20 protein-coding genes are annotated in these 23,310 nt (G+C 64.1%); 9 read left to right on the top strand and 11 right to left on the bottom strand.

Annotation, left to right across the window (positions count from 1 at the left end; genetic code table 11):
• Positions 1-43: 43 nt before the first annotated feature.
• From CXR03_RS17330 to CXR03_RS17340, 3 genes are all read left to right on the top strand, one after another.
• Complete coding sequence (locus tag CXR03_RS17330; protein WP_104056083.1) at positions 44-757, top strand: response regulator transcription factor; 714 nt, start codon at positions 44-46, stop codon at positions 755-757.
• Positions 758-760: 3 nt separating this feature from the next.
• On the top strand, positions 761-2,230 hold the full coding sequence (locus CXR03_RS17335) for a HAMP domain-containing sensor histidine kinase (protein WP_308470593.1): 1,470 nt from the start codon (positions 761-763) through the stop codon (positions 2,228-2,230).
• Between the two features lie 164 nt (positions 2,231-2,394).
• Positions 2,395-2,685 carry a WXG100 family type VII secretion target gene (locus tag CXR03_RS17340; RefSeq protein ID WP_104104980.1) on the top strand — a complete coding sequence of 97 codons (291 nt, stop codon included), beginning with the start codon at positions 2,395-2,397 and terminating at the stop codon, positions 2,683-2,685.
• 164 nt (positions 2,686-2,849) lie between these two features.
• Here the strand turns inward: CXR03_RS17340 and groL are convergent, their stop codons facing one another.
• The 4 genes from groL to CXR03_RS17360 form a co-directional block, all read right to left on the bottom strand.
• A complete protein-coding gene (gene groL, locus CXR03_RS17345; protein ID WP_104104981.1) occupies positions 2,850-4,487 on the bottom strand; it encodes a chaperonin GroEL in 1,638 nt (545 codons plus the stop codon).
• 320 nt (positions 4,488-4,807) lie between these two features.
• Entirely contained in the window at positions 4,808-5,011 is a 204-nt protein-coding gene (locus CXR03_RS17350) for a cold-shock protein (protein ID WP_104056226.1), read from the bottom strand.
• A 220-nt stretch (positions 5,012-5,231) separates the two neighbouring features.
• On the bottom strand, positions 5,232-5,861 hold the full coding sequence (locus CXR03_RS17355; RefSeq protein WP_104104982.1) for a LytR C-terminal domain-containing protein: 630 nt from the start codon (positions 5,859-5,861) through the stop codon (positions 5,232-5,234).
• Between the two features lie 37 nt (positions 5,862-5,898).
• A complete protein-coding gene (locus CXR03_RS17360; RefSeq protein ID WP_104056073.1) occupies positions 5,899-6,201 on the bottom strand; it encodes a DUF3263 domain-containing protein in 303 nt (100 codons plus the stop codon).
• 166 nt (positions 6,202-6,367) lie between these two features.
• Between CXR03_RS17360 and CXR03_RS17365 the strand changes: the two genes are divergently transcribed.
• Positions 6,368-7,114: a uracil-DNA glycosylase gene (locus tag CXR03_RS17365; RefSeq protein WP_258073740.1), complete on the top strand. Its 747-nt coding sequence runs from the start codon at positions 6,368-6,370 to the stop codon at positions 7,112-7,114.
• Positions 7,115-7,128: 14 nt separating this feature from the next.
• Positions 7,129-7,986: a siderophore-interacting protein gene (locus CXR03_RS17370; RefSeq protein WP_104104984.1), complete on the top strand. Its 858-nt coding sequence runs from the start codon at positions 7,129-7,131 to the stop codon at positions 7,984-7,986.
• A 99-nt stretch (positions 7,987-8,085) separates the two neighbouring features.
• On the opposite strand, the gene CXR03_RS17375 is transcribed toward CXR03_RS17370, so the two are convergent.
• Together CXR03_RS17375 and CXR03_RS17380 are read right to left on the bottom strand one after the other, a co-directional pair.
• A complete protein-coding gene (locus CXR03_RS17375) occupies positions 8,086-9,462 on the bottom strand; it encodes a threonine/serine exporter ThrE family protein (RefSeq protein ID WP_258073741.1) in 1,377 nt (458 codons plus the stop codon).
• A 501-nt stretch (positions 9,463-9,963) separates the two neighbouring features.
• Entirely contained in the window at positions 9,964-11,037 is a 1,074-nt protein-coding gene (locus tag CXR03_RS17380; protein ID WP_104104986.1) for a peptidoglycan bridge formation glycyltransferase FemA/FemB family protein, read from the bottom strand.
• A 261-nt stretch (positions 11,038-11,298) separates the two neighbouring features.
• Here CXR03_RS17380 and CXR03_RS17385 point away from each other — a divergent pair, with 261 nt between their 5' ends.
• Complete coding sequence (locus tag CXR03_RS17385; protein WP_104104987.1) at positions 11,299-12,351, top strand: LLM class flavin-dependent oxidoreductase; 1,053 nt, start codon at positions 11,299-11,301, stop codon at positions 12,349-12,351.
• Between the two features lie 14 nt (positions 12,352-12,365).
• Here the strand turns inward: CXR03_RS17385 and CXR03_RS17390 are convergent, their stop codons facing one another.
• Positions 12,366-13,934, bottom strand: coding sequence for an MFS transporter (locus CXR03_RS17390; protein ID WP_104104988.1), 1,569 nt, complete (start codon positions 13,932-13,934; stop codon positions 12,366-12,368).
• Positions 13,935-13,982: 48 nt separating this feature from the next.
• Complete coding sequence (locus tag CXR03_RS17395) at positions 13,983-15,014, bottom strand: CHAD domain-containing protein (protein WP_104104989.1); 1,032 nt, start codon at positions 15,012-15,014, stop codon at positions 13,983-13,985.
• A 179-nt stretch (positions 15,015-15,193) separates the two neighbouring features.
• On the opposite strand from CXR03_RS17395, the gene CXR03_RS17400 reads away from it, so the two are divergent.
• Entirely contained in the window at positions 15,194-16,171 is a 978-nt protein-coding gene (locus CXR03_RS17400) for an aldo/keto reductase (RefSeq protein ID WP_104104990.1), read from the top strand.
• Here the strand turns inward: CXR03_RS17400 and CXR03_RS17405 are convergent.
• The 3 genes from CXR03_RS17405 to CXR03_RS17415 all read right to left on the bottom strand — a co-directional run bounded on the left by CXR03_RS17405 (position 16,168) and on the right by CXR03_RS17415 (position 20,126).
• A complete protein-coding gene (locus tag CXR03_RS17405) occupies positions 16,168-17,106 on the bottom strand; it encodes a sugar ABC transporter permease (RefSeq protein ID WP_104104991.1) in 939 nt (312 codons plus the stop codon). The genes CXR03_RS17400 and CXR03_RS17405 overlap by 4 nt on opposite strands.
• Positions 17,103-18,710 carry an ABC transporter permease subunit gene (locus tag CXR03_RS17410; RefSeq protein WP_104104992.1) on the bottom strand — a complete coding sequence of 536 codons (1,608 nt, stop codon included), beginning with the start codon at positions 18,708-18,710 and terminating at the stop codon, positions 17,103-17,105. The genes CXR03_RS17405 and CXR03_RS17410 overlap by 4 nt, the downstream gene beginning before the upstream one ends.
• A 129-nt stretch (positions 18,711-18,839) precedes the next feature.
• Entirely contained in the window at positions 18,840-20,126 is a 1,287-nt protein-coding gene (locus CXR03_RS17415) for a maltose ABC transporter substrate-binding protein (protein ID WP_104104993.1), read from the bottom strand.
• A 309-nt stretch (positions 20,127-20,435) separates the two neighbouring features.
• Here CXR03_RS17415 and CXR03_RS17420 point away from each other — a divergent pair, with 309 nt between their 5' ends.
• Both CXR03_RS17420 and CXR03_RS17425 read left to right on the top strand, forming a co-directional pair.
• Entirely contained in the window at positions 20,436-22,160 is a 1,725-nt protein-coding gene (locus CXR03_RS17420; RefSeq protein ID WP_181034670.1) for a glycoside hydrolase family 13 protein, read from the top strand.
• A 121-nt stretch (positions 22,161-22,281) separates the two neighbouring features.
• A complete protein-coding gene (locus CXR03_RS17425; RefSeq protein WP_104105043.1) occupies positions 22,282-23,301 on the top strand; it encodes a LacI family DNA-binding transcriptional regulator in 1,020 nt (339 codons plus the stop codon).
• Positions 23,302-23,310: the final 9 nt, after the last annotated feature.

Consider the following 23,310-nt stretch of genomic DNA (forward strand, 5'->3'; position numbering starts at 1 on the left):
CTACCTACAGACAATGCACAGCTAAATGTAAGAAACTGATTCAGTGAATAAATCATCCGGACCTGAAGCCCGTCTCCTGGTCGTTGACGACGAGCCCAACATTCGCGAACTCCTTTCCACCTCCCTTCGCTTCGCCGGCTTCGACGTAGTAGCCGCCGGAAACGGGCGGGAAGCCCTTGCCGCCGTGGAGGAGCATGCCCCGGACCTTGCGGTCCTGGACGTCATGCTCCCGGACATGGACGGGTTCACCCTCACCCGGCGCCTGCGGGCGGCCGGTCGGCATTTCCCGGTGGTTTTCCTGACGGCCCGGGACGACACCGAGGACAAGGTCACCGGGCTGACCGTAGGCGGGGATGACTACGTCACCAAGCCGTTCAGCCTCGACGAAGTCGTGGCACGCATCCGCGCTGTGCTGCGGCGGACCCAGCCGCTCGACGACGACGACGCCGTCCTGCGCGTCGATGATCTCGAGCTTGACGATGACGCGCATGAAGTCCGCCGCGGCGGGGTCACTATTGATCTCTCCCCCACCGAGTTCAAGCTGCTCCGTTACCTGATGCTTAATCCCAACCGGGTATTGTCCAAAGCCCAGATTCTGGACCATGTCTGGGAGTACGACTTCAACGGCGACGCCTCCATTGTGGAGTCCTACATTTCGTACCTGCGCCGCAAGATTGACCGCAGCCCGGATGCGCCCGCCCTGATCCAGACCAAGCGCGGGGTGGGTTACCTGCTGCGTACGTCGGAGAAGCGCTAAGCCTTGCTCCGCCGCTGGAAATCTGCCTCGCTGCGCACCCAGCTCGTAGCCATCATGGCAGTCCTGATGGTCATCACCGTCACCATCACGGGGTTGGCCACCATCTATGTACTGCGCCAAATCCTGGTGACGCGCCTGGACGCGGAAATCGATGACAACGCGCCGGCCGTTGCTCGCTATCTCGTCTCGGAGGGCCAGAACGGCGACGCGTCGCTCTTCCAGTTCTACGGACTCTACCTCCGCGATGACGGCAGCTACGGCCCGGAAACCCACAGCGATCCCGACGACGACAGGCCCGTTGTGCCGCATTACACCGCTCAGGAAGTCCTGGAGCTGGAACAGGCGGGGAAGACCGTGCCCGGCACCGCCCCGGGCAGCAAGGGCTGGCGGTTGAAGGTATTCGCGCTGGAGAATGTTCCGGGATCCGTTGTGGTGGCACTGTCGCTGGATTCCGTTGCCACCACAGTCGATGAAGCAGCATCGCTGGTGTTCTCGGTGGGGCTGCTGGGCACTCTGGGTGCCACTGGGATCGCGTACTGGGCAGTAACCCGCCAGTTCCGCCCGCTCAGCCAGGTGGAGAAGACGGCGGCAGCCATTGCCGCCGGCGATCTGTCCCGGCGCGTGGATGTGGGCAACCCGGCAACCGAAATCGGCAGGCTCTCGCGGTCCCTCAACGCCATGCTGGCCCATATTGAAACGGCGTTTGCTGCGCGAACCAAGTCGGAACAAAAGATGCGCCGTTTCGTCCAGGACGCCTCCCACGAGCTGCGCACCCCGCTGGTGACCATCCGCGGATTCTCCGAACTCTACCGCCACGGAGCCCTGCAGAAACCGGAGGAAATCGGCGCCGCCATGGGCCGCATCGAGAGTGAGGCCAAGCGGATGGGCCAGCTGGTCGAAGACCTGCTTACCCTGGCCCGAATTGATGAACAGCGCCCGCTGGAATACGCGCCCGTGGACCTGATGCTCCTTGGGAATGATGCGGCCATGGACGCGCGCGCCAGCGCGCCGGGACGTGACATCCGTGTGGTGGGCCTGGACGGGCAGCAGCCGCGTCCGGCCCCCACCATCGGTGATGAGGCCCGTCTGCGACAGGTTGTGGCAAACCTGATGACCAATGCGCTGCGCTACACCCCTGACGGTTCTCCCATCGAGATCGCCGTGGGGGTGGCTCCGGTTATCCACAACCGTTCCGACGCCGTGCTGGAGGTTCGGGATCACGGACCGGGCATCTCGGAAGAAGATGCGGCACGGGTTTTTGAACGCTTTTACCGGGCCGATTCCTCCCGGTACCGCGAAACCGGCGGTACCGGCCTTGGTCTGGCCATTGTGGCCGCGCTGGTGGCCCAGCATGACGGCACTGTCCGCCTTTCCGAAACTGAGGGCGGCGGCGCCACAATGTCCATCCGCCTGCCCTACCGCGCTCCGGAGGAGTTCGATGACGACGCCGGGGAGCGGCCGGACAACGACTAGTCCGGGTTGCCGGCCCCTCCACAGACGTGGCCGGCGCGAGGCTGGGCCGAAGCTGCCCACAGCCTCCAGCGGACGGTCGTCCTCAATTCCCCGACCGGCCTAGTGTCAAAGCTCATTGAGCTTTTGACATTGACCAACGGAACAGCTTTTGAACGGAGACAACCATGGCACTGGTATCAGTGGACAGCGAGATCCTGGACGCCAAGAGCACCGAGGTGCGCGGAACCATCGACCGGCTCCAGTCAGACATCAACCGAATGCAGTCCGGCCTGCAGGCTCTAAGCGAGTCCTGGCAGGGACAGGCGTCGGCCAACTTTCAATCGCTCGTGGCCGATTGGCGGAGCACACAGGCAAAAGTCGAAGAGTCCCTGGCAAGCATCAATCTGGCACTCGGACATGCCTCGGCCCAGTACGCCGAAACTGAAGCGGCAAACGTCGCCCTGTTTCGGCACTGAGACGCCTTGTATCGGCGCTGAGAGGCCTTGTATCCGCGCTGAGACGGGCAGTTCCCAATAACAGGAAGGCGCGGCACCCGCAGGTGCCGCGCCTTCTCAAAACCGCGTCATGGTGATCCGTCCCGCCGGCTCATGGCGGCCCTTGGGAACGAATCGGCGTGGGGCTAGAAGCCGCCCATGCCGCCCATGCCGCCCATGTCATCGCCGCCGCCCATTGCCGGAGCAGCCTTCTCAGGCTTGTCGGCAACAACGGCTTCGGTGGTGAGGAACAGACCGGCGATGGAAGCCGCGTTCTGCAGGGCAGAGCGGGTTACCTTTACCGGGTCGTTGACGCCGGCAGCCAGCAGGTCTTCGTACTCGCCCGTGGCAGCGTTCAGGCCGAAGCCTTCGGGCAGGCCGCGGACCTTGTCCACGACAACACCCGGCTCCATGCCGGCGTTGAAGGCAATCTGCTTCAGCGGGGCGTCGATGGCAACGCGGACGATGTTGGCGCCCGTTGCTTCGTCACCCTCGAGGTTCAGGTTAGCGAAGGCCTTGAGGCCGGCCTGGATGAGGGCCACGCCGCCGCCGGCGACGATGCCTTCTTCAACAGCAGCCTTTGCGTTGCGGACAGCGTCCTCAATGCGGTGCTTGCGTTCCTTGAGCTCGACTTCAGTCGCAGCGCCGGCCTTGATGACTGCAACGCCGCCGGCCAGCTTGGCCAGGCGTTCCTGCAGCTTCTCGCGGTCGTAGTCAGAATCGGAGTTCTCGATTTCCGCACGAATCTGGTTGACGCGGCCCGCGATTTCCTCGGGGTCACCGGCGCCTTCCACGATCGTGGTCTCGTCCTTGGTGACTACCACCTTGCGGGCCTTGCCCAGCAGGTCCAGCGTGGCGTTCTCCAGCTTCAGGCCAACTTCCTCGGCGATGACCTGGCCACCGGTGAGGATGGCAATGTCAGCCAGCTGGGCCTTGCGGCGGTCGCCGAAGCCCGGAGCCTTGACGGCAACAGACTTGAAGGTGCCGCGGATCTTGTTGACCACCAGGGTTGCCAGGGCTTCGCCTTCGACGTCTTCGGCGATGATCAGCAGCGGCTTGCCGGACTGCATGACCTTCTCGAGAACGGCAACGAGGTCCTTCACGTTGGAGATCTTGGAGTTCACGATCAGGATGTACGGATCCTCGAGGACCGTTTCCTGGCGCTCGGCGTCGGTGACGAAGTAACCGGAGATGTAGCCCTTGTCGAAGCGCATGCCTTCGGTGAGCTCAAGCTCCAGGCCAAAGGTGTTGGACTCCTCGACGGTGATAACACCTTCCTTGCCAACCTTGTCCAGCGCCTCGGCGATAAGATCGCCGATCTGCTGGTCACCGGCGGAGATGGAAGCCGTGGCAGCAATCTGCTCTTTGGTCTCGATTTCCTTGGCGGAGGCGAGGAGCTCGGCCGTGACAGCTTCGACAGCCTTCTCGATGCCGCGCTTCAGGCTCAGCGGGTCGGCGCCGGCAGCAACGTTGCGCAGGCCTTCCTTGACCAGTGCCTGGGCGAGGACCGTTGCCGTGGTGGTACCGTCACCGGCAACGTCATCAGTCTTCTTGGCAACTTCCTTGACCAGCTCTGCGCCGATCTTTTCGTAGGGATCGTCGAGCTCGATCTCCTTGGCGATGGATACGCCGTCGTTCGTGATGGTGGGGGCGCCCCACTTCTTCTCAAGGACAACGTTGCGGCCACGCGGGCCGAGGGTAACCTTCACGGCGTCGGCGAGGATGTTCAGTCCGCGCTCGAGGCCGCGGCGTGCCTCTTCGTCAAATGCAATGATCTTGGCCATAACGGCTTTCGTCCTTCCGGAACAGTCATGCTGGGTGCTTAGATGTTGCATTCCAGACTGCGGTGCCCGCGACGGACGGGCCAACAGGAGCGATCTCTTTACGCTCCCGCAGGCCCTCACCTCAGTGGCTTGCTCTTTCACTCAACGCCAACCGCTTTTAGCAGTCATACGGCAAGAGTGCTAACTCAATAATTAGCACTCCCGCACACTGAGTGCAAGCGATCACGGCTCGGTGCTTGGCGCGTCACAGGCAACAGCATCCACGGTTCCGTGTCCGTGTCCGCAGGGCAGTCATAGGATTGGCGACCCGGCACCGGCAGCTACACGGTGCGGACGTCCTCCGCCTGCGGCCCCTTCTGGCCTTCGCCGATGTCGAACTCCACGCGCTGGCCCTCTTCAAGGGTGCGGTATCCGGACGCCTGGATTGCCGACCAGTGCACAAAAACATCAGTCTGTGCTTCGTCCACGGTAATGAATCCGTAGCCTTTTTCCCCGTTGAACCATTTGACGATCCCCTGCGCCATGTGCGTTTCTCCCACCTTCTTTGCGAGCGAAAGTCCAGCCACGGTGATCATGGCGGAACTGGCCGCGGCGCACAGAGCAGTCCGGAGCGCGGAGCCGTTTCTGCCGGCTCCGGATCCTGCGCGGCACGGCTGGCACTCACTGTAGCCAGTGCAGGCCGGACCGCCCGGTGCCGTGCAGGATTGTTATGGAGTATTTACGCAGCAGGAGGCAGTTTGGCTGCTACTGGAATCCCGGGCCGGGCACCACGGTGACCAGCGTGAAGTCCGGCGACTGAACGACGGTGGGAATCCCCAACAGCCGCGACAGCTCCTGGGCATTGGGCAGCTGGTCCTCGGTGCCGTAGAAAATGATCGATCCCTGCAGCAGCTGTCCGCCCCAGTTGGCAACCTGCGCCGTAGTCCAGCCATCGGCTCCCAGCCGGGCTGACACGCTGGCTCCCAAACCGCCGATTCCGCTTCCGTTCAAGACCACTACGGGCTGGCTCCGGTCCACTGCGACCGGCGCGGGTGAAGGTGTGGGGGAAGGCGTGGGTGCGGGTTCAGCACTCGGTGCGGCAGTGGCGGACGGGCTTGGTTCCGTACTCGGCCCGGGTTCAGAGGCCTGCGGTTCCGGGGATTCTACGGAAGCGGAGGAATCTGCGGCGGGCGCCCTGTCGCCGTCGTCCGCTCCGATGCCCAGGCGGGGAAGGACAAAATAAGCCGCCACCCCAAGCACCAGGGCGAGTACGCCAACGGTGATGATCAGGCCGAGTCCGCTGGAGCGCGAAGGGATCAGCCGTTCCCGGTGAACGCCCTGGCGCGACGACGTTTCGGGAACCTTGTCGAACTCATCCCGGGGGTAATTGCTCATGGTGAGGTATCAGTCCTTGGTCTCAGGTGGCGCCGGTTTAGACGTCAGAGCCTGAACGACGGGCGGTGCGCGCGCGCTGACGGGTTGTTCGTAGTCTACGCAGTCTCTTGACCAGCATAGGGTCGTGAGCCAGGGCGTCCTCGGTGTCGATCAGCGCATTGAGGACCTGGTAGTAGCGTGTGGCGGACATGCCGAACAGCTCGCGGATGGCTTGTTCCTTTGCACCGGCGTACTTCCACCAGGCCCGTTCCAAGGCCAGCATCTGCTGTTCCTGTTCCCCCAGCGGGCTGTCGGGGTCAACCGCGCCGTCAAGCGAGAAGGCTTCGGTTGTTTCGGCCACAGAATGCTCCCAGATAGTTGACGGTTTCACCACCCATGTTAGTTGGTGAATAACAGCTCTGTCATTTGCGTCTTCCGCCCTACCGGAATAGCCCGTTCCCCTGCATCCGGCCTACGCTGGATGGGTGAGTTCAAGCGACCCGACGCTCTTTCCCCTGCCGCACGAGCTGCCCGGCGACAAACCGTTCCCGTTCGCCGCCCCCGCAGCGCTCAGTGATGTCATGGCTCCGGACTGGGCCTGTGCACTGGGTCCCGCTGCCCAGGACCTGCACCGGATAGCTGCCGGACTCCAGGAAGAGCGCGCGTCCGGACACACCGTCCTGCCTGCACCGGAGAACATCCTCCGGGCGTTTTCCCGTCCCCTTGCAGAGGTCAAAGTCCTGCTGATCGGCCAGGACCCGTATCCCACTCCCGGCCATGCCGTGGGACTGTCCTTTTCCGTGGACCCTGCAGTGCGTCCGCTGCCGCGGAGCCTGAACAATATCTATAAGGAGCTTCACGCGGACCTCGGGATACCGCCCAGCGTCCACGGTGACCTCAGCTGCTGGTCGGACCAGGGGGTGCTGCTGCTGAACCGGGTGCTGACGGTTCGTGCCGGCAGTGCAGGGTCCCACCGCAAACGAGGCTGGGAGCAGATTACCGAGCTCGCGGTCCGGGCCGTGGTTGCCCGGCGCCTGGCCGACGGGAGCCGAGCGCCGCTGGTGGCCGTGTTATGGGGCAACGACGCCCGTTCAATCGTTCCGCTGCTCGATGATGTCCCGAGGATCGAATCCGCCCATCCCAGTCCGCTCTCCGCCTCGCGCGGTTTCTTCGGCTCACGTCCCTTCAGCCGGGTTAACGAACTGTTGCAGCAGCAGGGCGCCCCGCCAATTGACTGGCGGCCGGCGCGATACGGTAAAGAAAACGTCCTTTGATCTAGGAGAACCACATGCCTGACCCTTCCGCGCCCGCCGCAAAGCCAGCGCAGGATGTTCCCCGCCGGGCCCGTCCGCTGCTGGTCCTGGAGGTTCTGCGGACGGAGCAGCTGACTCCCCACATGGTTCGGGTAATTGCCGGCGGACCCAATTTCTCCCGATTTGCGGCCAATGGTTTTGCCGACTCATACTGCAAGATCTGGTTCGGTCCGGACGGTAAGCCGCTGGACGGAACAGCGGAGCTCGAAGCACTCCGGGAACAGTTTCCCCGTGAACAGTGGCCGGTGTCGCGCACTTACACCATCCGCAGCGTCGACTCCGCCGCCGCAGAGATCGCCATCGATTTTGTGGTCCACGGAGACGAAGGGCTCGCCGGGCCCTGGGCCGCCCGGGCCACAGCCGGTGAGACCCTCTCCTTCACCGGTCCCGGCGGGGCATTCAATCCAGACCCCGACGCCGGCTGGTACCTTTTCGCTGCCGATGAATCCGCGCTCCCGGCCACGGCTGCCGTGCTGGAATCGCTGCCTGCGTCCGCCGTCGGGCAGGTCTTTGTGGAAGTGGGCGGGCCCGAAGACCGCCAGCCGCTGAAGACGCCGGAAGGCATCTCAGTGACCTGGCTGTACCGCGGCGACCTCCCGGCAGGAAACACCGGCCTGCTGGCAGCCGCTGTGGCCGATGCGCCCTGGCCCAGCAACGATGTGCAGGTCTTTGCCCACGGTGAGCGGGAAGCGATGAAGGCGCTTCGGGATGTCTTTTTTGGCCTCCGCGGCTTGGAGCGCCGGCAGGTTTCTCTGTCCGGCTATTGGGCGGCCGGCCGGACAGAGGACGCGTTCCAGGCAGAAAAAAGGACCCCGGTCGGCAAGATCCTCTAGATCCTGCTTTCCGGGGCCCTCGGTCCGCCGCTCTTTCTTCCTGTCTAAGGTCCAGCCTGTCTAACGTCCAGCCTGCCTGACCATCTAACTGTCTAACGTCTAGCGGCGCCGGTTCCGGCGGTCGTTGCCGGAGAGGTTCCGGGTCAGCGGGCGGGCCAGATTGTCTCCAAACACCACACCGCCGGCGATCGCAAGAATAATCGTGAGGGCATTGAAGATGCCCACCGCACCAACGGTGATGTCGTCCGAGCCGATGCTCAGCCCGTACATCGCCCGGAAGATGGACAGCCCCGGGAACAGGAAGAGCACGGCCGGCACAGCCACGATCAGCTGCGGAGCACCCATGCGCAGGGCAATCATCCGTGCCAGCATGCCAATGAAGATGGCAGCAACCGCCGGTGTGAGCCGGGGGCCCACCCCCACCAGCTCCGAGAGCTGGAATACAAGGAAGCCGGCCAGCCCGGTCAGGACCGTGGGGAGCACCAGGTTCATGGGCGACTGCTCCACCACGCAGATGGTCCCGAGCGCCACGGCCAGCAGCACCAGGGTCACTGCAAACGGATACTGGGAGCCCTCCACCTGTGTCACATCCAGACGCGGAACACCCAGCAGCGCCCCGACCACCAATGCGACGGCGATGCCCGCCACCAGCGCGCCGAACGTCAGGAACGCTGACAGGAAACGTCCCGACGCGGTGACCGGGAACCCGTTGATCGCATCCTGTACAGCTGAGACGAGGCGGCCGGTGGGCAGGAGCAGAAGGATGCCTCCGGCAACCACGATGCCCGGCGAAATGGGCACGTCCATGGACCAGAAGAGCATGGCAAGGGCCGTGACCAGGAAACCGCTCGCGGCCGTGGTGAAGAAGTCCGGAACACGCCAGCGCCCCAGCACCCGCTGCAACAAGCTGACCAGGAAGGTACTGACGAAAGCCACTAGGGAGGCCAGCGGGCCGCCGCCGATGAAGCCTACAATCGCCGCCGCGAAGGCGCCGGTGGAGAAGGTCACGGCCCAGCGCGGAAACGGCTTTGGCCGGTGCATGATCTCATTCAGCCGGTTGGACGCCTCGGCGCGGGAAACACCGCCGTCGATAATGTCCGTGACCAGCTGGTGGACCAGTCCGAGGCCGGCATAGTTGTTGGTCCAGGAACGCACGACCCGCATGACGGTAATGGGGGTCTGGTCCTTGGGCGAGTAGTTCAGCAGGACGGACTGGTTGGTGATGTCCACTTCGATACTGTCCAGGCCAAAGGCAGCGGTGACCGCGATGATGGCGGTCTCCACTTCCAGGGCGCCGGCACCGTAACGGAACATGGTTTCGGCAAGCCCCAGCGCCAGATCAAGCGTTTTCCTTGCGGAGGCATCCGGCCCGGCGGTGCGCACCAGGGGGTTCGCATACGGCGAGCCTGCCAGCCGCTCCACAATGGACATGGCTTGGGTGGGGGGCGTCTCACCCTGGACCAGGCGGCGCAGCATCCTTTTGGCAGCAGCCGATGAGCGGTCCTGCCGCTGGGCGCTGGCGCTGCCGGGAGGGTGGTGGCTGCCGGGAACGGTTTTGCGCGCCCGAGGCTTCCGCGGCGGCTGACCTGCCGCCGTGGTCTGTCCGGAGCCCAGCCCGCCTGAAGACCCTTTCGGCGACGTCTGCATGACGGACGTTGTGGGGGGCGGCGGTTTGGGCTTTGTACTGCGCAAGCCGACGCCGGCAGGACCTGTGGGCAGACCCGCGGCACGTTTCGGAGCCACCCTGGGTGCTTTCGGCGCCTTACCGGGTGTCGTGTCCCGCCCCGGCTGATTCTTCCGTTCCGGCTGATTCTTCCGTTCCGCCCCGGCAGGTCCGCCCTGACGAATGACCGGGATCAGCCCCACCTTTGGGTCGGGATTCTGCGCAGGCTCTTGGCGGTCTGCATCGGACGTGTTCTCCAAAGGACTCACCCTTTCGCCTCTGTTGGCCTGATTCCGTTCAGGCGCGCTTCCTGTTTAGTAGAACGGCTGCTGATGCCGGCGCCAGTAAATCTGCCGCGCCACGCGTTCGCCGATGGTGTTCCAAATCTTGTACCGCAGCGGATCCAGGACCAGGTCATAACACCCCACGAAGTCCGTGACGGTCTTCGAAAAACTGGTCTTGAAGAGGCCCAGGCCGTGGTGGGGATGTTCCTTGTTCTTCAGCTGGTCGCTGGGGGGCGTGCCGCAGAAGTCATACTGCTCAATGCCGAAGTCTTCCTTCAGCTCGTTGATCGCGGTCCACTGCACCAGATGGGAGTCTCCGTACTGGTTACGCCGGGGTTTGGACCCGCCGTCCTTGTAGGTCCCCTTCTTGCCGTAGGCGATGACAAATGCACCGACGGTGGGTTCGCCCTCTTCAAACGCGAAGTAGAACCGGCCCTGGCCCGCCGCCACGAAGTTGGACCAGAAGCGGTGGTAGTACTCATAGGAGCGCATCCGGGCCGAAGAACGGTCCTCGATGTGGCTCATGAGCCGGTACATGATGCGCATATTCTCTTCGGTCGGCTCGACCCGCCGAACGTCGGCCCCCTCGCGGATGGCCCGGCGGACCGCGTTGCGTCCGCGGGAGGAGAGGTTTTTCATCAGCTGCTCGGTGTCCGGTGTGGTGTCCAGAAGCGCCGTGGAGTCATTGGGCTGCAGGTTGAAGGTCTTCACCAGGCCGGCACCCTCGAACTGGGCACGCACCTCGGGGCTGTCCACAATGTCAGGTTCCACCTTGACGGCGAACACGTTCCTCTTGGTTTCTTTGATAAACCGGCGCAGCGCATCGAGGACCTCGGGGACGTGGGCCGGCTCCGCGACGTCTGGGCCCTTGATGAGGTACCAGAGGCTGCCCAGTCCGGGGACCTTCTTCTCTATGGCCAGGTTGTACGTCGTGTAACCGCGGCCCGTGAACACCAGATGGATGGGATTCCAGCCATGGCGGGACTTAACCTCGGCGTAGGAAGCGGACTGCAGCACGTTCCCGCCGCACGGGTTGGACTGCACGTGGCTGTCCCACTTTTCCATCTCGTCGGCGGTGGCCAGGCGTGCACTAAAGTCTCGCAAAATACCTCAACTAATCGCTTGATCGCTTGATCGCTTGCACCATTGCGGGTGATCCGGAGTGGTTCCGGAAAAACGCCCGGGGAACCGTCCCTCAGTCTATCTGCTGGTGTCATGACAGGATGAAATCCGCGGGCTTCGACACTGTGAGATCAGTTTCCCAAGAAGCACCTGTCCTCCCGGAACCAGATGGCTTGGCCGGATGGCCCGTGCCGCTAGACTAGATGCAAATACATGAACTTTTGAGGGAATGGCGGGCTTCATATGGGACGGCAGCTGGAACTGGGACTGGATACCTTTGGTGACGTCACCTCGGACCCGGACGGGGAGCGGCTTCCGCAGCATCAGGTGCTGCGCAACGTAGTGGCCGAAGCCGTCCTGGCGGATTCGGTGGGCATTGACTTCATCGGGGTCGGTGAACACCACCGCGAAGACTTTGCCGTTTCAGCACCGGACGTGCTCCTGGCAGCCATTGCCGGACAAACCAGCCGGATCCGGCTGGGTTCGGCGGTCACCGTCCTGAGCTCCGACGATCCGATCCGCGTCTTCCAGCGCTTTTCCACTCTGGATGCAGTCTCCAACGGCCGAGCCGAAGTGATCCTGGGCCGCGGTTCCTTCACGGAGTCTTTTCCGCTCTTTGGGCTGGATCTGGCACAGTACGAGGAGCTCTTCGAAGAAAAGCTGGAACTCTTCACCCGGCTGCGCAGCGAGAATCCAGTGACCTGGAATGGCAGCACCCGGGCACCCCTGCAGAACCAGCGGGTGTATCCCCCTACGGCGTCAGGCGAACTCCCGGCGTGGATCGCCGTCGGCGGCACGCCACAGTCCGTGGTGCGGGCCGCCCATTACGGACTGCCCCTGATGCTCGCCATCATCGGCGGTGAACCGGCGCGCTTTGCCCCGTTCGTGGATCTGTACAAGCGGGCCCTTTCCCAGTTCGGCCGTCCGATGCTTCCGGTGGGAGCCCACTCCCCCGGTTACGTTGCCGCCAGCGACGAGCAGGCACTGGAGGAAGCCTGGCCGCATTTCGAGCGCATGCAGAACAGGATCGGCCGCGAGCGCGGCTGGAGCCCCACCACCCACAGCGATTACCTGGCCTCCGCCGGCCCCGACGGTGCACTGTTCATCGGTTCCCCCGAAACGGTCGCCGCCAAGATTGTCCGGGTGGCCAAGGAACTGGACCTGAGCCGCTTCGACATGAAGTACAGCCTGGGCACCCTCCCGCACGAAAACCTGATGAACTGCATCCGGCTCTACGGCACGGAAGTTGCGCCACTGGTCCGCGAGCAGCTCGCGGCCACGGATTCGCAGGACTGACACTGACCGGAAAGCTAAGCCGATGCCGGGAGGAACCAGCGGGTTCGGGGTATTGCCTCGGCTAGCTGCGCCGCCTGGTCCATGATCTTCCGGTCCTCCCCCGTAATGCGTTCCTGTTCCTGCCGCAGATACTCCCGCCACGTGGCGACGTCGTAAATCTCGCGGAACTGCCGGGTATCCGTCACCGAATGCACCAGCTCCCAGTCCCGGGCACCGGTGCGCATCCTGGCCAGGCGCACCTCATGCATCAGCTGCACAAACTCGGCAGCCTTTTCGGGGGCCAGTTCGTAGGCCGTGAGGATGGTGACCGGACCGTCGTTGGGCGCGGGTTCCTGAGCAGCTTCGATGCCCAGGTCCGCCTCAGCGACGCTCCGGTCCAGCCGGCCGGTGCGCGGCAGCAGCGGCAGTACGGCCACGCTCAGTCCTGCCGCCACCAACAGGGTTCCGGCCGCCACCAGCACCGGGGTGTAGCCGAACGCGGTGGCGAAAGAGCCCCAAACGGCGGCGCCGATGGCCTGGGACCCGGTGGTCACCATCAGGTAGACCGACAGCCCGCGTGCCCGCACCCATTCGGGCAGCGTGAGCTGCATGGCGCTGTTGAGGATCGAGAAGGTGGCGATCCAGGAAATTCCCGCAAGGACCAGCAGGATGGCCAGCAGGACTGCCGGCAGGAAACCGGCGCCGATGATTGCCGCGCCAAACACAACGGCGGACAGGCCCAGCATCAGGTTGTCGTGGACCCGGTCCTTCACTCTGGGAAGCATAATCACGCCCATGACGGCGCCGATGCCGATCGCTCCCAGCAGCACTCCGTAACCGGTTGACCCGAGCCGGAGGTGCCCGTTCGCGGCCACCGGCAGCAGCGCGTACAGTGCACTCGCGGGTGCCATGAAGAGAGCGGTCCGGAGCAGGATGCGGCGGATGCGCGGCGCTGCCCGAATGTAGCGCATGCCGGCGGCGAGCGCTTCCCCCATCCGTTCGGGATCATCGGGTTCCGGGGGCGCCCGCCACACATATACAGCCACTGCGGTACCCAGGAATGAGACCGCATTAAGGCCGAAGACAAAGGCCGGACCGAACAGGGAGATGAGCACGCCGCCCAGCGCCGGACCCACCGCCCGTGCCCCGTTGACTGCCATGCTGCTCAGTGCTGAGGCCGCCCGGATTTCCTCCCGTGGCACCAGGTCGGGATTGATGGCCTGCCATGCCGGCTGACTCAGGGCCACCCCGCAGCCGATGAGGAAGGTGTACAGCAGGAGGGAATCAGCATCCAGCAGTCCCAAGGCTGCCACCAGGGTCAGCAGACTGGCGGCACCGGCGGCAAAGAGATTTGCCCCGAGGATCAGGCGGCGGCGGTTGAAGGCATCGGCGAGGAAACCGGCGATCAGGCCAAGCAGCAGGGACGGCGCCAGATTGGCGGTCTGCACCAGGGACACCAGCGCAGGATTGGAGCTGTTTTCCACCAGATACCACTGAGCTCCCACCGTCTGTATCCACGTGCCGACGCTGGAGCCGATATTCGCCAGCCAGAGGATGAGGAACGCCCGGCGCCGCAGGGGCGCCCACGGTGATTCCGAAGCCATCAGAGCGCCTCCGTCCGGACGGTATAGGGTGCGGGTGCCGGCAGCGGGTCAGACCACGCGGGGAAATCCCGCCCACGCCTTGCGGAACCGTTTCCGTGCCCGCTCCCCGCGTTCCTCCTCCAGCGCATGCAGCAGCCCGTACGTGAACCCGTTCTGTCCCGCGCCTGAACTCCCCGCACCCCACCGGCTCAGATACTCCCGGCTGACCACGCTGTCCTGATGTTCGCCCAAGATCTTCTGCAGATGTTCGGCACCGGCGATCAGTTCGGAGGACCCCTTGGTTCTCACCGGCTGAGCAACCTCAGCGGCATAGCGCAGGCGTTTGGCGTCCTTGCGCGCCTCGTGCAGGAACTCGGACTGCTGTTCCTCACTGCCTGCCCTGCGGGCTTCCCGAACCTTCCGGTGCAGGCGCTTACGGTCGCGTTTCAGCATTTCTTTGGCGCTTGGGGCAGCGGGCGCATCCGCTTGGGGGGTGAACCCGGGTGCTGTTACTACGGTTTCCAGCTGCCGGAGCAGGTTCAGGTACCTGTCACTGTCCAATACGTCCAAAGCGACGTCGCGGGCGGATGAATACTCACCCAGCAGTTCTTCATCAATATGCTGCTGTACGGGCCCCATCACCAGTTCTGCGGGTTGGTCCGCCACCAGATCCTGCAACCGGGCCCGCATCACCTGCGCGTCCCTTGCGGCCCCCAGGATCCCTGCCAGCCATTTCAATTCGTCCCGCACTTCCCGGGCAGGCTCAGGGGACAGGAAGGTGCGGTAGCTGGCCAACGCCGACCTCATCCTGCGGGTACTGACCCGCATTTTGTGGACGGCATCCGTCTCGTTGGCCCGCATCCGGGGATCCTCCCCCAGCATGGTCAGGAACTGCCCGTGCAGGTAGGCCTGCAGCAGGTGCCCGGCCGGACCGTGGGGTTCCGGCGGTGCTGGCCGGTCCGCAGCCAAACGCACCGCGATCTGCGCGGCCGTTTCCGCCGGAGACGCTGCGCCTGAAACGGTTGTGAGGTTTGGAACGTTATTCGTGGTGCCGGATCGGGGTTCGTGCTCCTGGATTTCCGGCTCCTGAGCGGTAGGCATGGCTCAGTATAGGACCGGGAAAGCGGTCCTAGGCAGGGGGTTGAGCCCGTGCAGCGGTCCGGAGGGCAAGTCCCCTGTTATTTGGCCGCGGGCCACCGGTAGCATCGCCGTTACCAGCGGCAGGACGGCTGCGCAACAGCTTCAAACCTGCAGAGCATCTTCAAACATGAGGGCCGGGCATGAGATACAAGAAACTGGGCAACTCGGGAGCCACGGTCTCCGCGGTTGGGCTGGGGTGCATGACCTTCGGCAACCCGCAGCACGGAATGCACGGCTGGACGCTTCACGAACCGGAGTCCCGGGCCATCCTGCGCCGGGCGGTGGAGCTGGGCATCAATTTCTTCGACACCGCCAATGTCTACTCCTCGGGAGACAGTGAGCGCACCCTCGGCGCCACCGTCCTTAAGTACGTGCGGCGGGAAGAAGTGGTGATCGCCACCAAGGTGCACGGAGAAATGTCGCCCGGTCCCAACGGTTGGGGGCTCTCCCGCAAGCACATCCTCTGGCAGGTGGATGAAAGCCTGAAACGCCTGGGCACCGACTACATCGATCTTTACCAGGTGCACCGCTGGGACGCCTCCACTCCGCTGGAAGAAACTCTCGAGACACTGGACGGCCTGGTGCGGGTAGGAAAAGTCCGTTATCTGGGGGCCTCCACCATGCACGCCTGGCAGTTTGCCCGGGCGCTGACCCTGCAGCAGGCGCACGGATGGTCCCCGTTCGTCACCATGCAGGCCCACTACAACTTGGTCTATCGCGAGGAGGAGCGGGAAATGCTGCCCCTGTGCGTTGCGACAGGGACCGGAGTGCTGGCCTACTCGCCGTTGGCCCGGGGCAGGCTGGCACGACCGTGGGATGACGTCACCCGGCGGCAGCAGCAGGATGAACGGGGGCACTCGCTCTATGCGGGCTCCGAAGATGCCAACCGGGCCGTCGCCGACGCTGTCCTGAGGGTGGCGCTGCGCCACGGCGTTCCGCGTGCACGGGTGGCCCTGGCCTGGGTCCTGGCCCACCCGGTGGTGAGTGCACCGCTGGTGGGTGCGTCCGCCGTCGGGCACGTGGATGATGCCGTGGCTGCCCTGGACCTCCGGCTCTCGCCGGAGGACCTGGAGGAGCTGGAGCAGGGCTACACGCCCCGCCCGGTGGTGGGCTTCTAGCCCTTCACCGCTCCGGAGGTGAGGCCGGAGGAAATGAACCGCTGCAGGAACAGGAACAGTGCCATGACGGGCAGCGCTGCAAGAACCGCGCCGGCGGCGAACACGCCCCAGGTGCGGGACTGGCTGTCCCCAACGAAGGAGTAGAGGCCCACGGCCAGGGTTTGGGCGTCCGGATCATTCAGGACAATGGAGGCGATCAGGAATTCGCCGGTGGCCGTGATGAAGGACAGCAGTCCCACGATGGCCAGAATGGGAGTGACCAGCCGCAGGATGATCGTGAAGAAGATCTGGACGTGGCTGGCACCGTCGATGCGCGCCGCCTCATCCAGGGACTTCGGCACAGTATTGAAGAACCCGTACATCAGATAGGTGTTCACGCCCAGCGCTCCGCCGAGATAGACCATGATCAGGCCGGTCTGGCTGCCCAGGCCCAGCCACGGCACGACGTCGGAGATGCCGCTAAGCAGCAGGAAGATCGCCACGACGCCGAGCATCTGCGGGAACATCTGCAGAAGCATCAGGCTCATCAGCCCGAACCGGCGGCCGGTGAACCGCATCCGGGAGAACGAGTAAGCGGCCAGGGCGCCGAGGAAGACAGTTCCCGCGCTGGTAATCAGCCCCACGATGAGCGTGTTCATGAACCACTTGGCGAAGGGCTTCTGCGGATCCGAGAACAGGTCGATGAAGTTGTCGAACGCGATGGTGGTGAACAGGCCGTTGGCCGAGACCAGCGTTCCCGTTGGGCTCAGTGCGGCTGAGAGCACGTAAGCCAGGGGGAAGAGGGCAAACACGCCCATGACCACACCCACCAGGTGGCGCCAGCCCTTGTCACGGAACCAGTGCCCAAAGCTTTTGCGCGGCTGGGCGGCCGTGACGGTGCCTGCGGCGCGTTCCGCGGCGCCCTTGCCTGCCGGGGTCAGAGTCGAATTGCTCATGAGTTCACTTCCTCCAGCGCCTTGGTCTGCCGGAAGCTGACCGCGGAGATGACTGCAACGATGATGAAGATGATGACCGCCAACGCGCTGGCCAGGCCATAGTCACGCCCTGAGCCCTGCCCGAACGCCACCTTGTAGACCAGGGTGATCAGCAAATCCGTGGCGCCGATGTCCATGTTGGTGTCGGAGAACCGCGGCCCGCCGCCGGTGAGCATGAAGATCACGTTGAAGTTGTTGAAATTGAAGGCAAAGGTGGAGATCAGCAGCGGAGCGGTGGAAACCAGCAGCAGCGGCAGCTTGATGGAACGGAAAATCCGCCATGCCGAGGCGCCGTCCATGCGTGCCGCCTCGTTGACGTCCTCCGGCAGTGACTGCAGGGCTCCGGTGCAGACCAGGAACATATAGGGGAAGCCCAGCCAGGTGTTCACGAGCAGCACGCTGAATTTAGCCAGCCAGGGATCGGTCAGCCAGGGAATGTCCGCTCCGCCGAAGAGTGCTTCGTTGATAAAGCCGAACTCCTGGTTGAGCATTCCGGACCACACCAGTCCGGCAAGGAACGCCGGGAACGCGTAGGGCAGGATCATGATCGTGCGGTAAATCTTCTTGCCGCGCAGGTTCGGGTGGTTGAACGTCAGTGCCAGGAACAGGCCCAGGCCGAAGCAGAGCAGCACCGATCCCAGGGCGAAGGTGAAGGTCCAGAGTATGACGCTGACCAGGGGGCCGCGCAGATCAGGATCGGTGAAGGCCGTTTTGAAGTTGTCGAAGCCCACGCCCACCTTCCAGCCGGTGGCCAGGCGTTCGCCGTCGGACGAGACGAAGGAGCCTTCACCGCCGTCGGAGTACACAACGCCGGATTCGGTGTCCGTGAAGGTGTCAGCCGCCTCGTCGTAAACCAGGACCGGCTTGAAGACGTAGGCATTGGAACCGTCGGCGGTCTGCAGGATGCCGTCATCGAGGTCTTCCGAAAGCGGAACCTTGATGGCGGTGATGTCCTGCTGGACAGACAGCAGTTCGTTGAAGTTCAGGGTCCGGTAGCCGTCCGCGCCCACGGCTTTGCCGGTGCCGCCCATTTGGGCGTCTTCAACGTCTTCCAGCGGTTCGCCGGTGGTGCCGATGCGCACGCCGCCGTCGGGATCGGTGACCAGCAGCGACAGGACGTCATCCTTTTCCACCACTGACACCTGATAGGCCGGCGAATCCGGAACGCGCTTCTGCGCGCTCATGGAAATGGAGGAAATGGCGTCCTCCTTGGTGCTGTTGTGCCCGTCGCCGTAGTTGGTGAACGCCACGTAACCGCTGTACACCACCACAAAAACCTGAAAAACGAGCAGGAAAAGAACACCGGGGGCCAGGTACTTGGCCGGCAGGCCGCCGCGGCGCAGGTAGATCCAGTTGATGAGCACCGTTACGGCGGCGGCAACGGCGAGAATCAGCCATTTCTCGTTCATGAACAGGGCCATAAGGACGTATACGGCAAACGCATCCGTCAGGCCCAGGAGCAGGATTTTCGCGAGCAGGCCTGCTGTTGAATCCGGGCTGCGGCGGGGTTTCTTCTTCGCTGCGGGAGTGCGGGAGCGGACAGGGGTGTCCAGCTGGTCAACCATCGGGGTTCTCCTTGAACCGGTTCGGGCCGGGACACCGCTCAGAAAACTGGCGGCGTCCCGGCCCGGATACCTTGTCCGCCGGCGAAGGCGCCGGCGGACGTGTCTATCTCAGGTGCGGCTGATGCCGGACTACTTGGCGATCTTGGCTTCGACGTTGCTGACCATCTTTGCCCAGGATTCTGCGGGATCTCCCTGGCCCTTGATCAGGGCGAGTTCGGTGCCGCCCCAGTCAGCCCAGACGGCGCCCATTTCCGGAATGGCCGGCATGGGGACGCCGTCGGCGCCGATCTTGCCGAAGGCTTCGACGATCGGATCTTCGGCAGCCTTCTCAAACGATGCGGTCAGGGCCGGCGGACGTCCGCCGCCTTCGAACATGGCGTCCTGCACAGCCTCGGTGGTCAGGTAGTTCAGGGCAAACTCAGTGGCAGCCAGGGAGTTCTGGCTCTTGGAGCTGATGAAGAAGCCGTTGACGCCGATGAAGGGCTGGGCGGGCTGGTCACCGGTGGTGGGAAGCGGGTCGACGACGACGTTGATTCCGGCTTCCTGGGCCAGCGGCACGTTCCACGGGCCGGTCAGGAAGTACGGGGAGGCCCCGGCGTTGAACTTCTCCTTGGCGATGTCTGCGGTGATGTTGGAGTTCAGGATGCCTGCTCCGCCCTCGCCCCATTCCTTCAGCTTGGCGGCGAAGGCCGCGCCGTTTTCGTTGCCCAGCTCCAGCTTGGAAGCGTCGTAGCCGCCGGTCTCGTCAGTTCCGAAGACGGGTACGCCCATGGAAGTCTGGAACGGGTACAGGTGGTACGGATCGCCCTGCTTGGGGTCCATGCCCACCAGGAACGGGAACTCGGCACCCTTTTCGACGGCAGCCTTGCCGTTGGCGATGACTTCGTCCATGGTGGTTGCCGGTTCGGGAACCAGGTCCGCGTTGCGCAGCAGGCCAATGTTTTCGATGGAGTAGGGAACGCCGTAGGTGCTGCCCTCATACGTCATGGCTGCAACGGAGGACTCCTGGAAGTCTGCTGCCTTGTCACCAAGCTCGATTGGCGCAATCACGCCGTTCTGAACGAACTTGCCCAGCCAGTCGTGCGGGCCGACGATCAGGTCCGGGCCCTTGCCGGTGGGAACCTGGGTGATGAAGTCATCAGAGACCTGCTCGAAGTCCTTGGTCACCAGCTTGATTTCGATGCCGGTGTCTTCCTTGAACTGAGCAGTGACGTCAGTCAGGGCCGGAGAACGCTCAGCGTCAACCCACATGGTGAGGGTGGTGGCGCCGGCGCTGGCCAGGTCCGTGGAGTCCGAGCTTTCGGCAGCGTCGCCGCCGCCGCAGGCGCTGAGGACAAGGGCAGCGGTGACCGAAACGGCCCCGAGAGCGAAGGAACGGCGGCCAAACGCCGTCGTACCCGTGGTGTGCACCTTCATTGGTGTACCTCTCCTAGATTTTCAATGGTGTCAGGCTGTCTCAGGCAGCGCCCGAGTCCTCCCTGAGCTGTGCAGCGCAGGGAACAGGAGCAAACGGAGAGTCTCCGTCGGGACCTAAGTATGGAGAAAGTGTAAGCGCGTACACGGTGTGCGTCCAATCACGTTTGGAACACAGTGCATGACCGGGTGGGGAGCCGTTTCCGCATCGCCTTCCGGGAGAATTACCTCGAATTATCAGCACTCTTAGCGTTTGAACGTACTGTGTAAGCGTTTTCATTTATCGCCGTCCGTGCCCCTAGGATGGCACCCATGCTCAGCGACGTTATCTCCAGCCCCGGCCCCGATGCCACCCCCGCCCTCGTCCCCCTTCACGCTGCCTCCAGTGAGCATGACCGCCAGTGGTGGCGCTCGTCGGTCATCTATCAGGTCTATCCGCGCTCCTTCCGCGATCTGAGCGGTGACGGCATCGGCGACCTGCCCGGCATCACCGCCGAGATGGCGTCGCTCGCCGAGCTGGACATTGACGCGCTGTGGCTTTCACCGTTCTACCGGTCTCCGCAGAATGACGCCGGGTACGACGTCGCCGACTACTGCTCCGTCGATCCCCTGTTCGGAACGCTGGACGATTTCGATGCCCTGGTTGACGTGGCCTCCGGCCACGGCATCCGGGTCATCGTGGACCTGGTGCCCAACCACTGTTCCAACGAACACGCCCTGTTCCAAGCGGCGCTGGCGGCTCCGCCGAATTCCCCCGAGCGTGACATGTTCATTTTCCGTGACGGCACCGGTGAAAACGGTGACGCTCCGCCCAACAACTGGCAGTCCCATTTCGGCGGATCGGCCTGGACCCGCACCAACAACACGGACGGTACCCCCGGCCAGTGGTACCTGCACCTGTTTGATTCCACCCAGCCGGACTTCAACTGGGACAACCCTGCCGTTCGCGCGGAGTTTGAGCGCGTGCTGCGCTTCTGGCTGGACCGCGGCGTCGGCGGTTTCCGCGTGGACGTTGCCCATGCCCTCATCAAGAAGTCCGATCTTCCGGACTGGGGCGGCCGTGCTGACGGCTGCTCCTCCGAAGGTTTCCCGGGACACGAGGCTCCAATGTTCGGCCAGCCGGAGGTCCACGATATCTTCCGTTCGTGGCGCAAGCTGCTGGAGGAGTACGACGGCGAACGCGTCCTGTGTGCAGAGGCCACCATCGATCCGCTGGACCGTCTTTCCGACTGGGTACGCTCCGACGAGATGCATCAGACCTTCAACTTCGCTTACCTCAACCACGATTGGAACGCCGGTGCCGTGCGCCACGTCGTCGGCTCCTCCCTGGAGGCCTTCGACAAGGTGGGTGCGCCCACCACATGGGTGCTGTCCAACCACGACGTCGTCCGCCATGCCACACGGTTCGGCATCGAAGGCCACCAGGAGCGTCCCGGTGACGGCCTGGGCCCGGAGGATCCGCAGCCCAACTACGAACTCGGGCTGTCCCGTGCCCGCGCCGCAACGCTGCTGATGCTGGCCCTGCCCGGCGGCGTTTATTTGTACCAGGGTGAAGAACTGGGCCTTCCGGACCACACCACCATGCCGCATGACTTCCGCCAGGACCCCAGCTACCACCGCACGGGAGGAGCGCGGCTGGGCCGCGACGGCTGCCGTGTTCCGCTGCCGTGGCACGCGGCGTCGGACAGCTTCGGCTTCAGCAGCACCGGCGCGGCTTGGCTCCCCCAGCCTGCCGACTGGGCCCTACTGGCCCGGGACGCCCAGCGTGAGGATCCGGCATCAACGCTGAACCTGTACCGCAGTGCGCTGGCGGTCCGCCGGGAGTATGCCCTGGGCGCCGGTTCGCTGGCGTGGTGGCCCGACGTCGACGGCGAATCAGTTGTTGCCTTCCTGAACGGCAATGTTCTGGTGGTGCTCAACATGGGCAGCGAGCCTGTTGACCTTCCTGCGGGCGAGGTGCTGGTCGCCAGCGAAGCGGGGGCTGCCGCCGGAGGAATCCTGGCGCCCAACCACGCCGTCTGGCTCCGGATAAGCTAATTCCTGCGGCACCGGGTCCTGGCCCGGTGCCGCAAAAATGATTCACTGCCGGCTTCCGGCCGGCCTGTCTGACCTGGCCGGCCAAGCCGCCAACCCCGCAGAAGCCGATCCGAGGAGAACCGTGGCAGGCATCAAAGATGTGGCCGCACGTGCCGGAGTTTCATCGGCAACGGTCTCTCGCACCCTCAGCGGCAACGGCAAAGTGTCCGAATCCACCCGCCGCAGGGTCCAAGCAGCCGCCGATGAGCTGGGATACGTCCTGTCCTACAACGCGTCGTCGCTAGCCTCGGGACGAAGCCGCAACATCGGAATTGTCATGCCCACAGTGGGCCGCTGGTACTTCTCCCAGGTTCTCGAAGGTGCTGCTGCTGCGCTAATTGATGCCGGCTACGATCTCACGCTGTACAACACCAGCGACGGTCCGGGTCACCGCGAGAGCGTGTTGACGGAGATGCTGCGCCGCAAGAGGCTCGACGCCGTCATAGCGGTGGCCCTGAAACTCACCGACGAGGAACTCGCCCAGCTGCACGCTGTTGGCAAGCCGATTGTCGCCATTGGCGGTCCGCTGCCCGGGACCCACACCATCCGGGTGGATGAAGCCAGCATTTCCATGCTGGCCACAGATCATCTGGTTTCGCTGGGCCACACACGGATTGCCCATATCGGCGGCGGTGAAGAACTCGAACGCGACTTCCGGCTGGGGAGCACCCGCCGGGACGGCTACGAGCGGGCAATGGCACGGGCCGGGCTGGAATGCCTGCACATCAACAGTCCTGACTTTTCAGTGGCCAGTGGCGTGGAGGCCGCAAAGAGCCTCCTGGCGGCACCCCACAACCCTCCCACAGGCATCTTCTGCGCCTCGGATGAACTTGCCATCGGGGCTATCCTCGCCGCCAAGGGACTTGGGCTGCGTGTTCCTGAGGACTTATCCGTCATCGGCATTGACGGCCATGAGCTGGGGGAGGTTTTCGGTTTGACCACCATCAGCCAGGATCCGAAGGGCCAGGGGGCCGCCGCCGTCGCAGCGGTGCTGTCCCTGTTGGCAAAGAAACCGCTGGAAGCCGACTGGATCCAACGGTTCTACCCCACCGACTTCGTTGTCCGCTCCAGCACCTCGGTCCCCTCCGAGCTTCGCCGCTGAGCGGTTGCT

The sequence above is a fragment of the Arthrobacter sp. 08Y14 genome (assembly GCF_002929455.1).
In the GTDB taxonomy this organism is placed as follows: domain Bacteria; phylum Actinomycetota; class Actinomycetes; order Actinomycetales; family Micrococcaceae; genus Arthrobacter_B; species Arthrobacter_B sunyaminii.

Excerpts from the sequence above, each read along its gene's own strand:
- CXR03_RS17385 (WP_104104987.1), top strand. The coding sequence starts at position 11,299 with ATGGGACGGCAGCTGGAACTGGGACTGGATACCTTTGGTGACGTCACC.
- CXR03_RS17410 (WP_104104992.1), bottom strand. The coding sequence starts at position 18,710 with ATGGTTGACCAGCTGGACACCCCTGTCCGCTCCCGCACTCCCGCAGCG.
- CXR03_RS17340 (WP_104104980.1), top strand. The coding sequence starts at position 2,395 with ATGGCACTGGTATCAGTGGACAGCGAGATCCTGGACGCCAAGAGCACC.
- CXR03_RS17375 (WP_258073741.1), bottom strand. The coding sequence starts at position 9,462 with ATGCTGCGCCGCCTGGTCCAGGGTGAGACGCCCCCCACCCAAGCCATG.
- CXR03_RS17390 (WP_104104988.1), bottom strand. The coding sequence starts at position 13,934 with ATGGCTTCGGAATCACCGTGGGCGCCCCTGCGGCGCCGGGCGTTCCTC.
- CXR03_RS17370 (WP_104104984.1), top strand. The coding sequence starts at position 7,129 with ATGCCTGACCCTTCCGCGCCCGCCGCAAAGCCAGCGCAGGATGTTCCC.
- CXR03_RS17415 (WP_104104993.1), bottom strand. The coding sequence starts at position 20,126 with ATGAAGGTGCACACCACGGGTACGACGGCGTTTGGCCGCCGTTCCTTC.
- CXR03_RS17395 (WP_104104989.1), bottom strand. The coding sequence starts at position 15,014 with ATGCCTACCGCTCAGGAGCCGGAAATCCAGGAGCACGAACCCCGATCC.
- CXR03_RS17420 (WP_181034670.1), top strand. The coding sequence starts at position 20,436 with ATGCTCAGCGACGTTATCTCCAGCCCCGGCCCCGATGCCACCCCCGCC.
- CXR03_RS17355 (WP_104104982.1), bottom strand. The coding sequence starts at position 5,861 with ATGAGCAATTACCCCCGGGATGAGTTCGACAAGGTTCCCGAAACGTCG.
- groL (WP_104104981.1), bottom strand. The coding sequence starts at position 4,487 with ATGGCCAAGATCATTGCATTTGACGAAGAGGCACGCCGCGGCCTCGAG.
- CXR03_RS17350 (WP_104056226.1), bottom strand. The coding sequence starts at position 5,011 with ATGGCGCAGGGGATCGTCAAATGGTTCAACGGGGAAAAAGGCTACGGA.
- CXR03_RS17405 (WP_104104991.1), bottom strand. The coding sequence starts at position 17,106 with ATGAGCAATTCGACTCTGACCCCGGCAGGCAAGGGCGCCGCGGAACGC.
- CXR03_RS17400 (WP_104104990.1), top strand. The coding sequence starts at position 15,194 with ATGAGATACAAGAAACTGGGCAACTCGGGAGCCACGGTCTCCGCGGTT.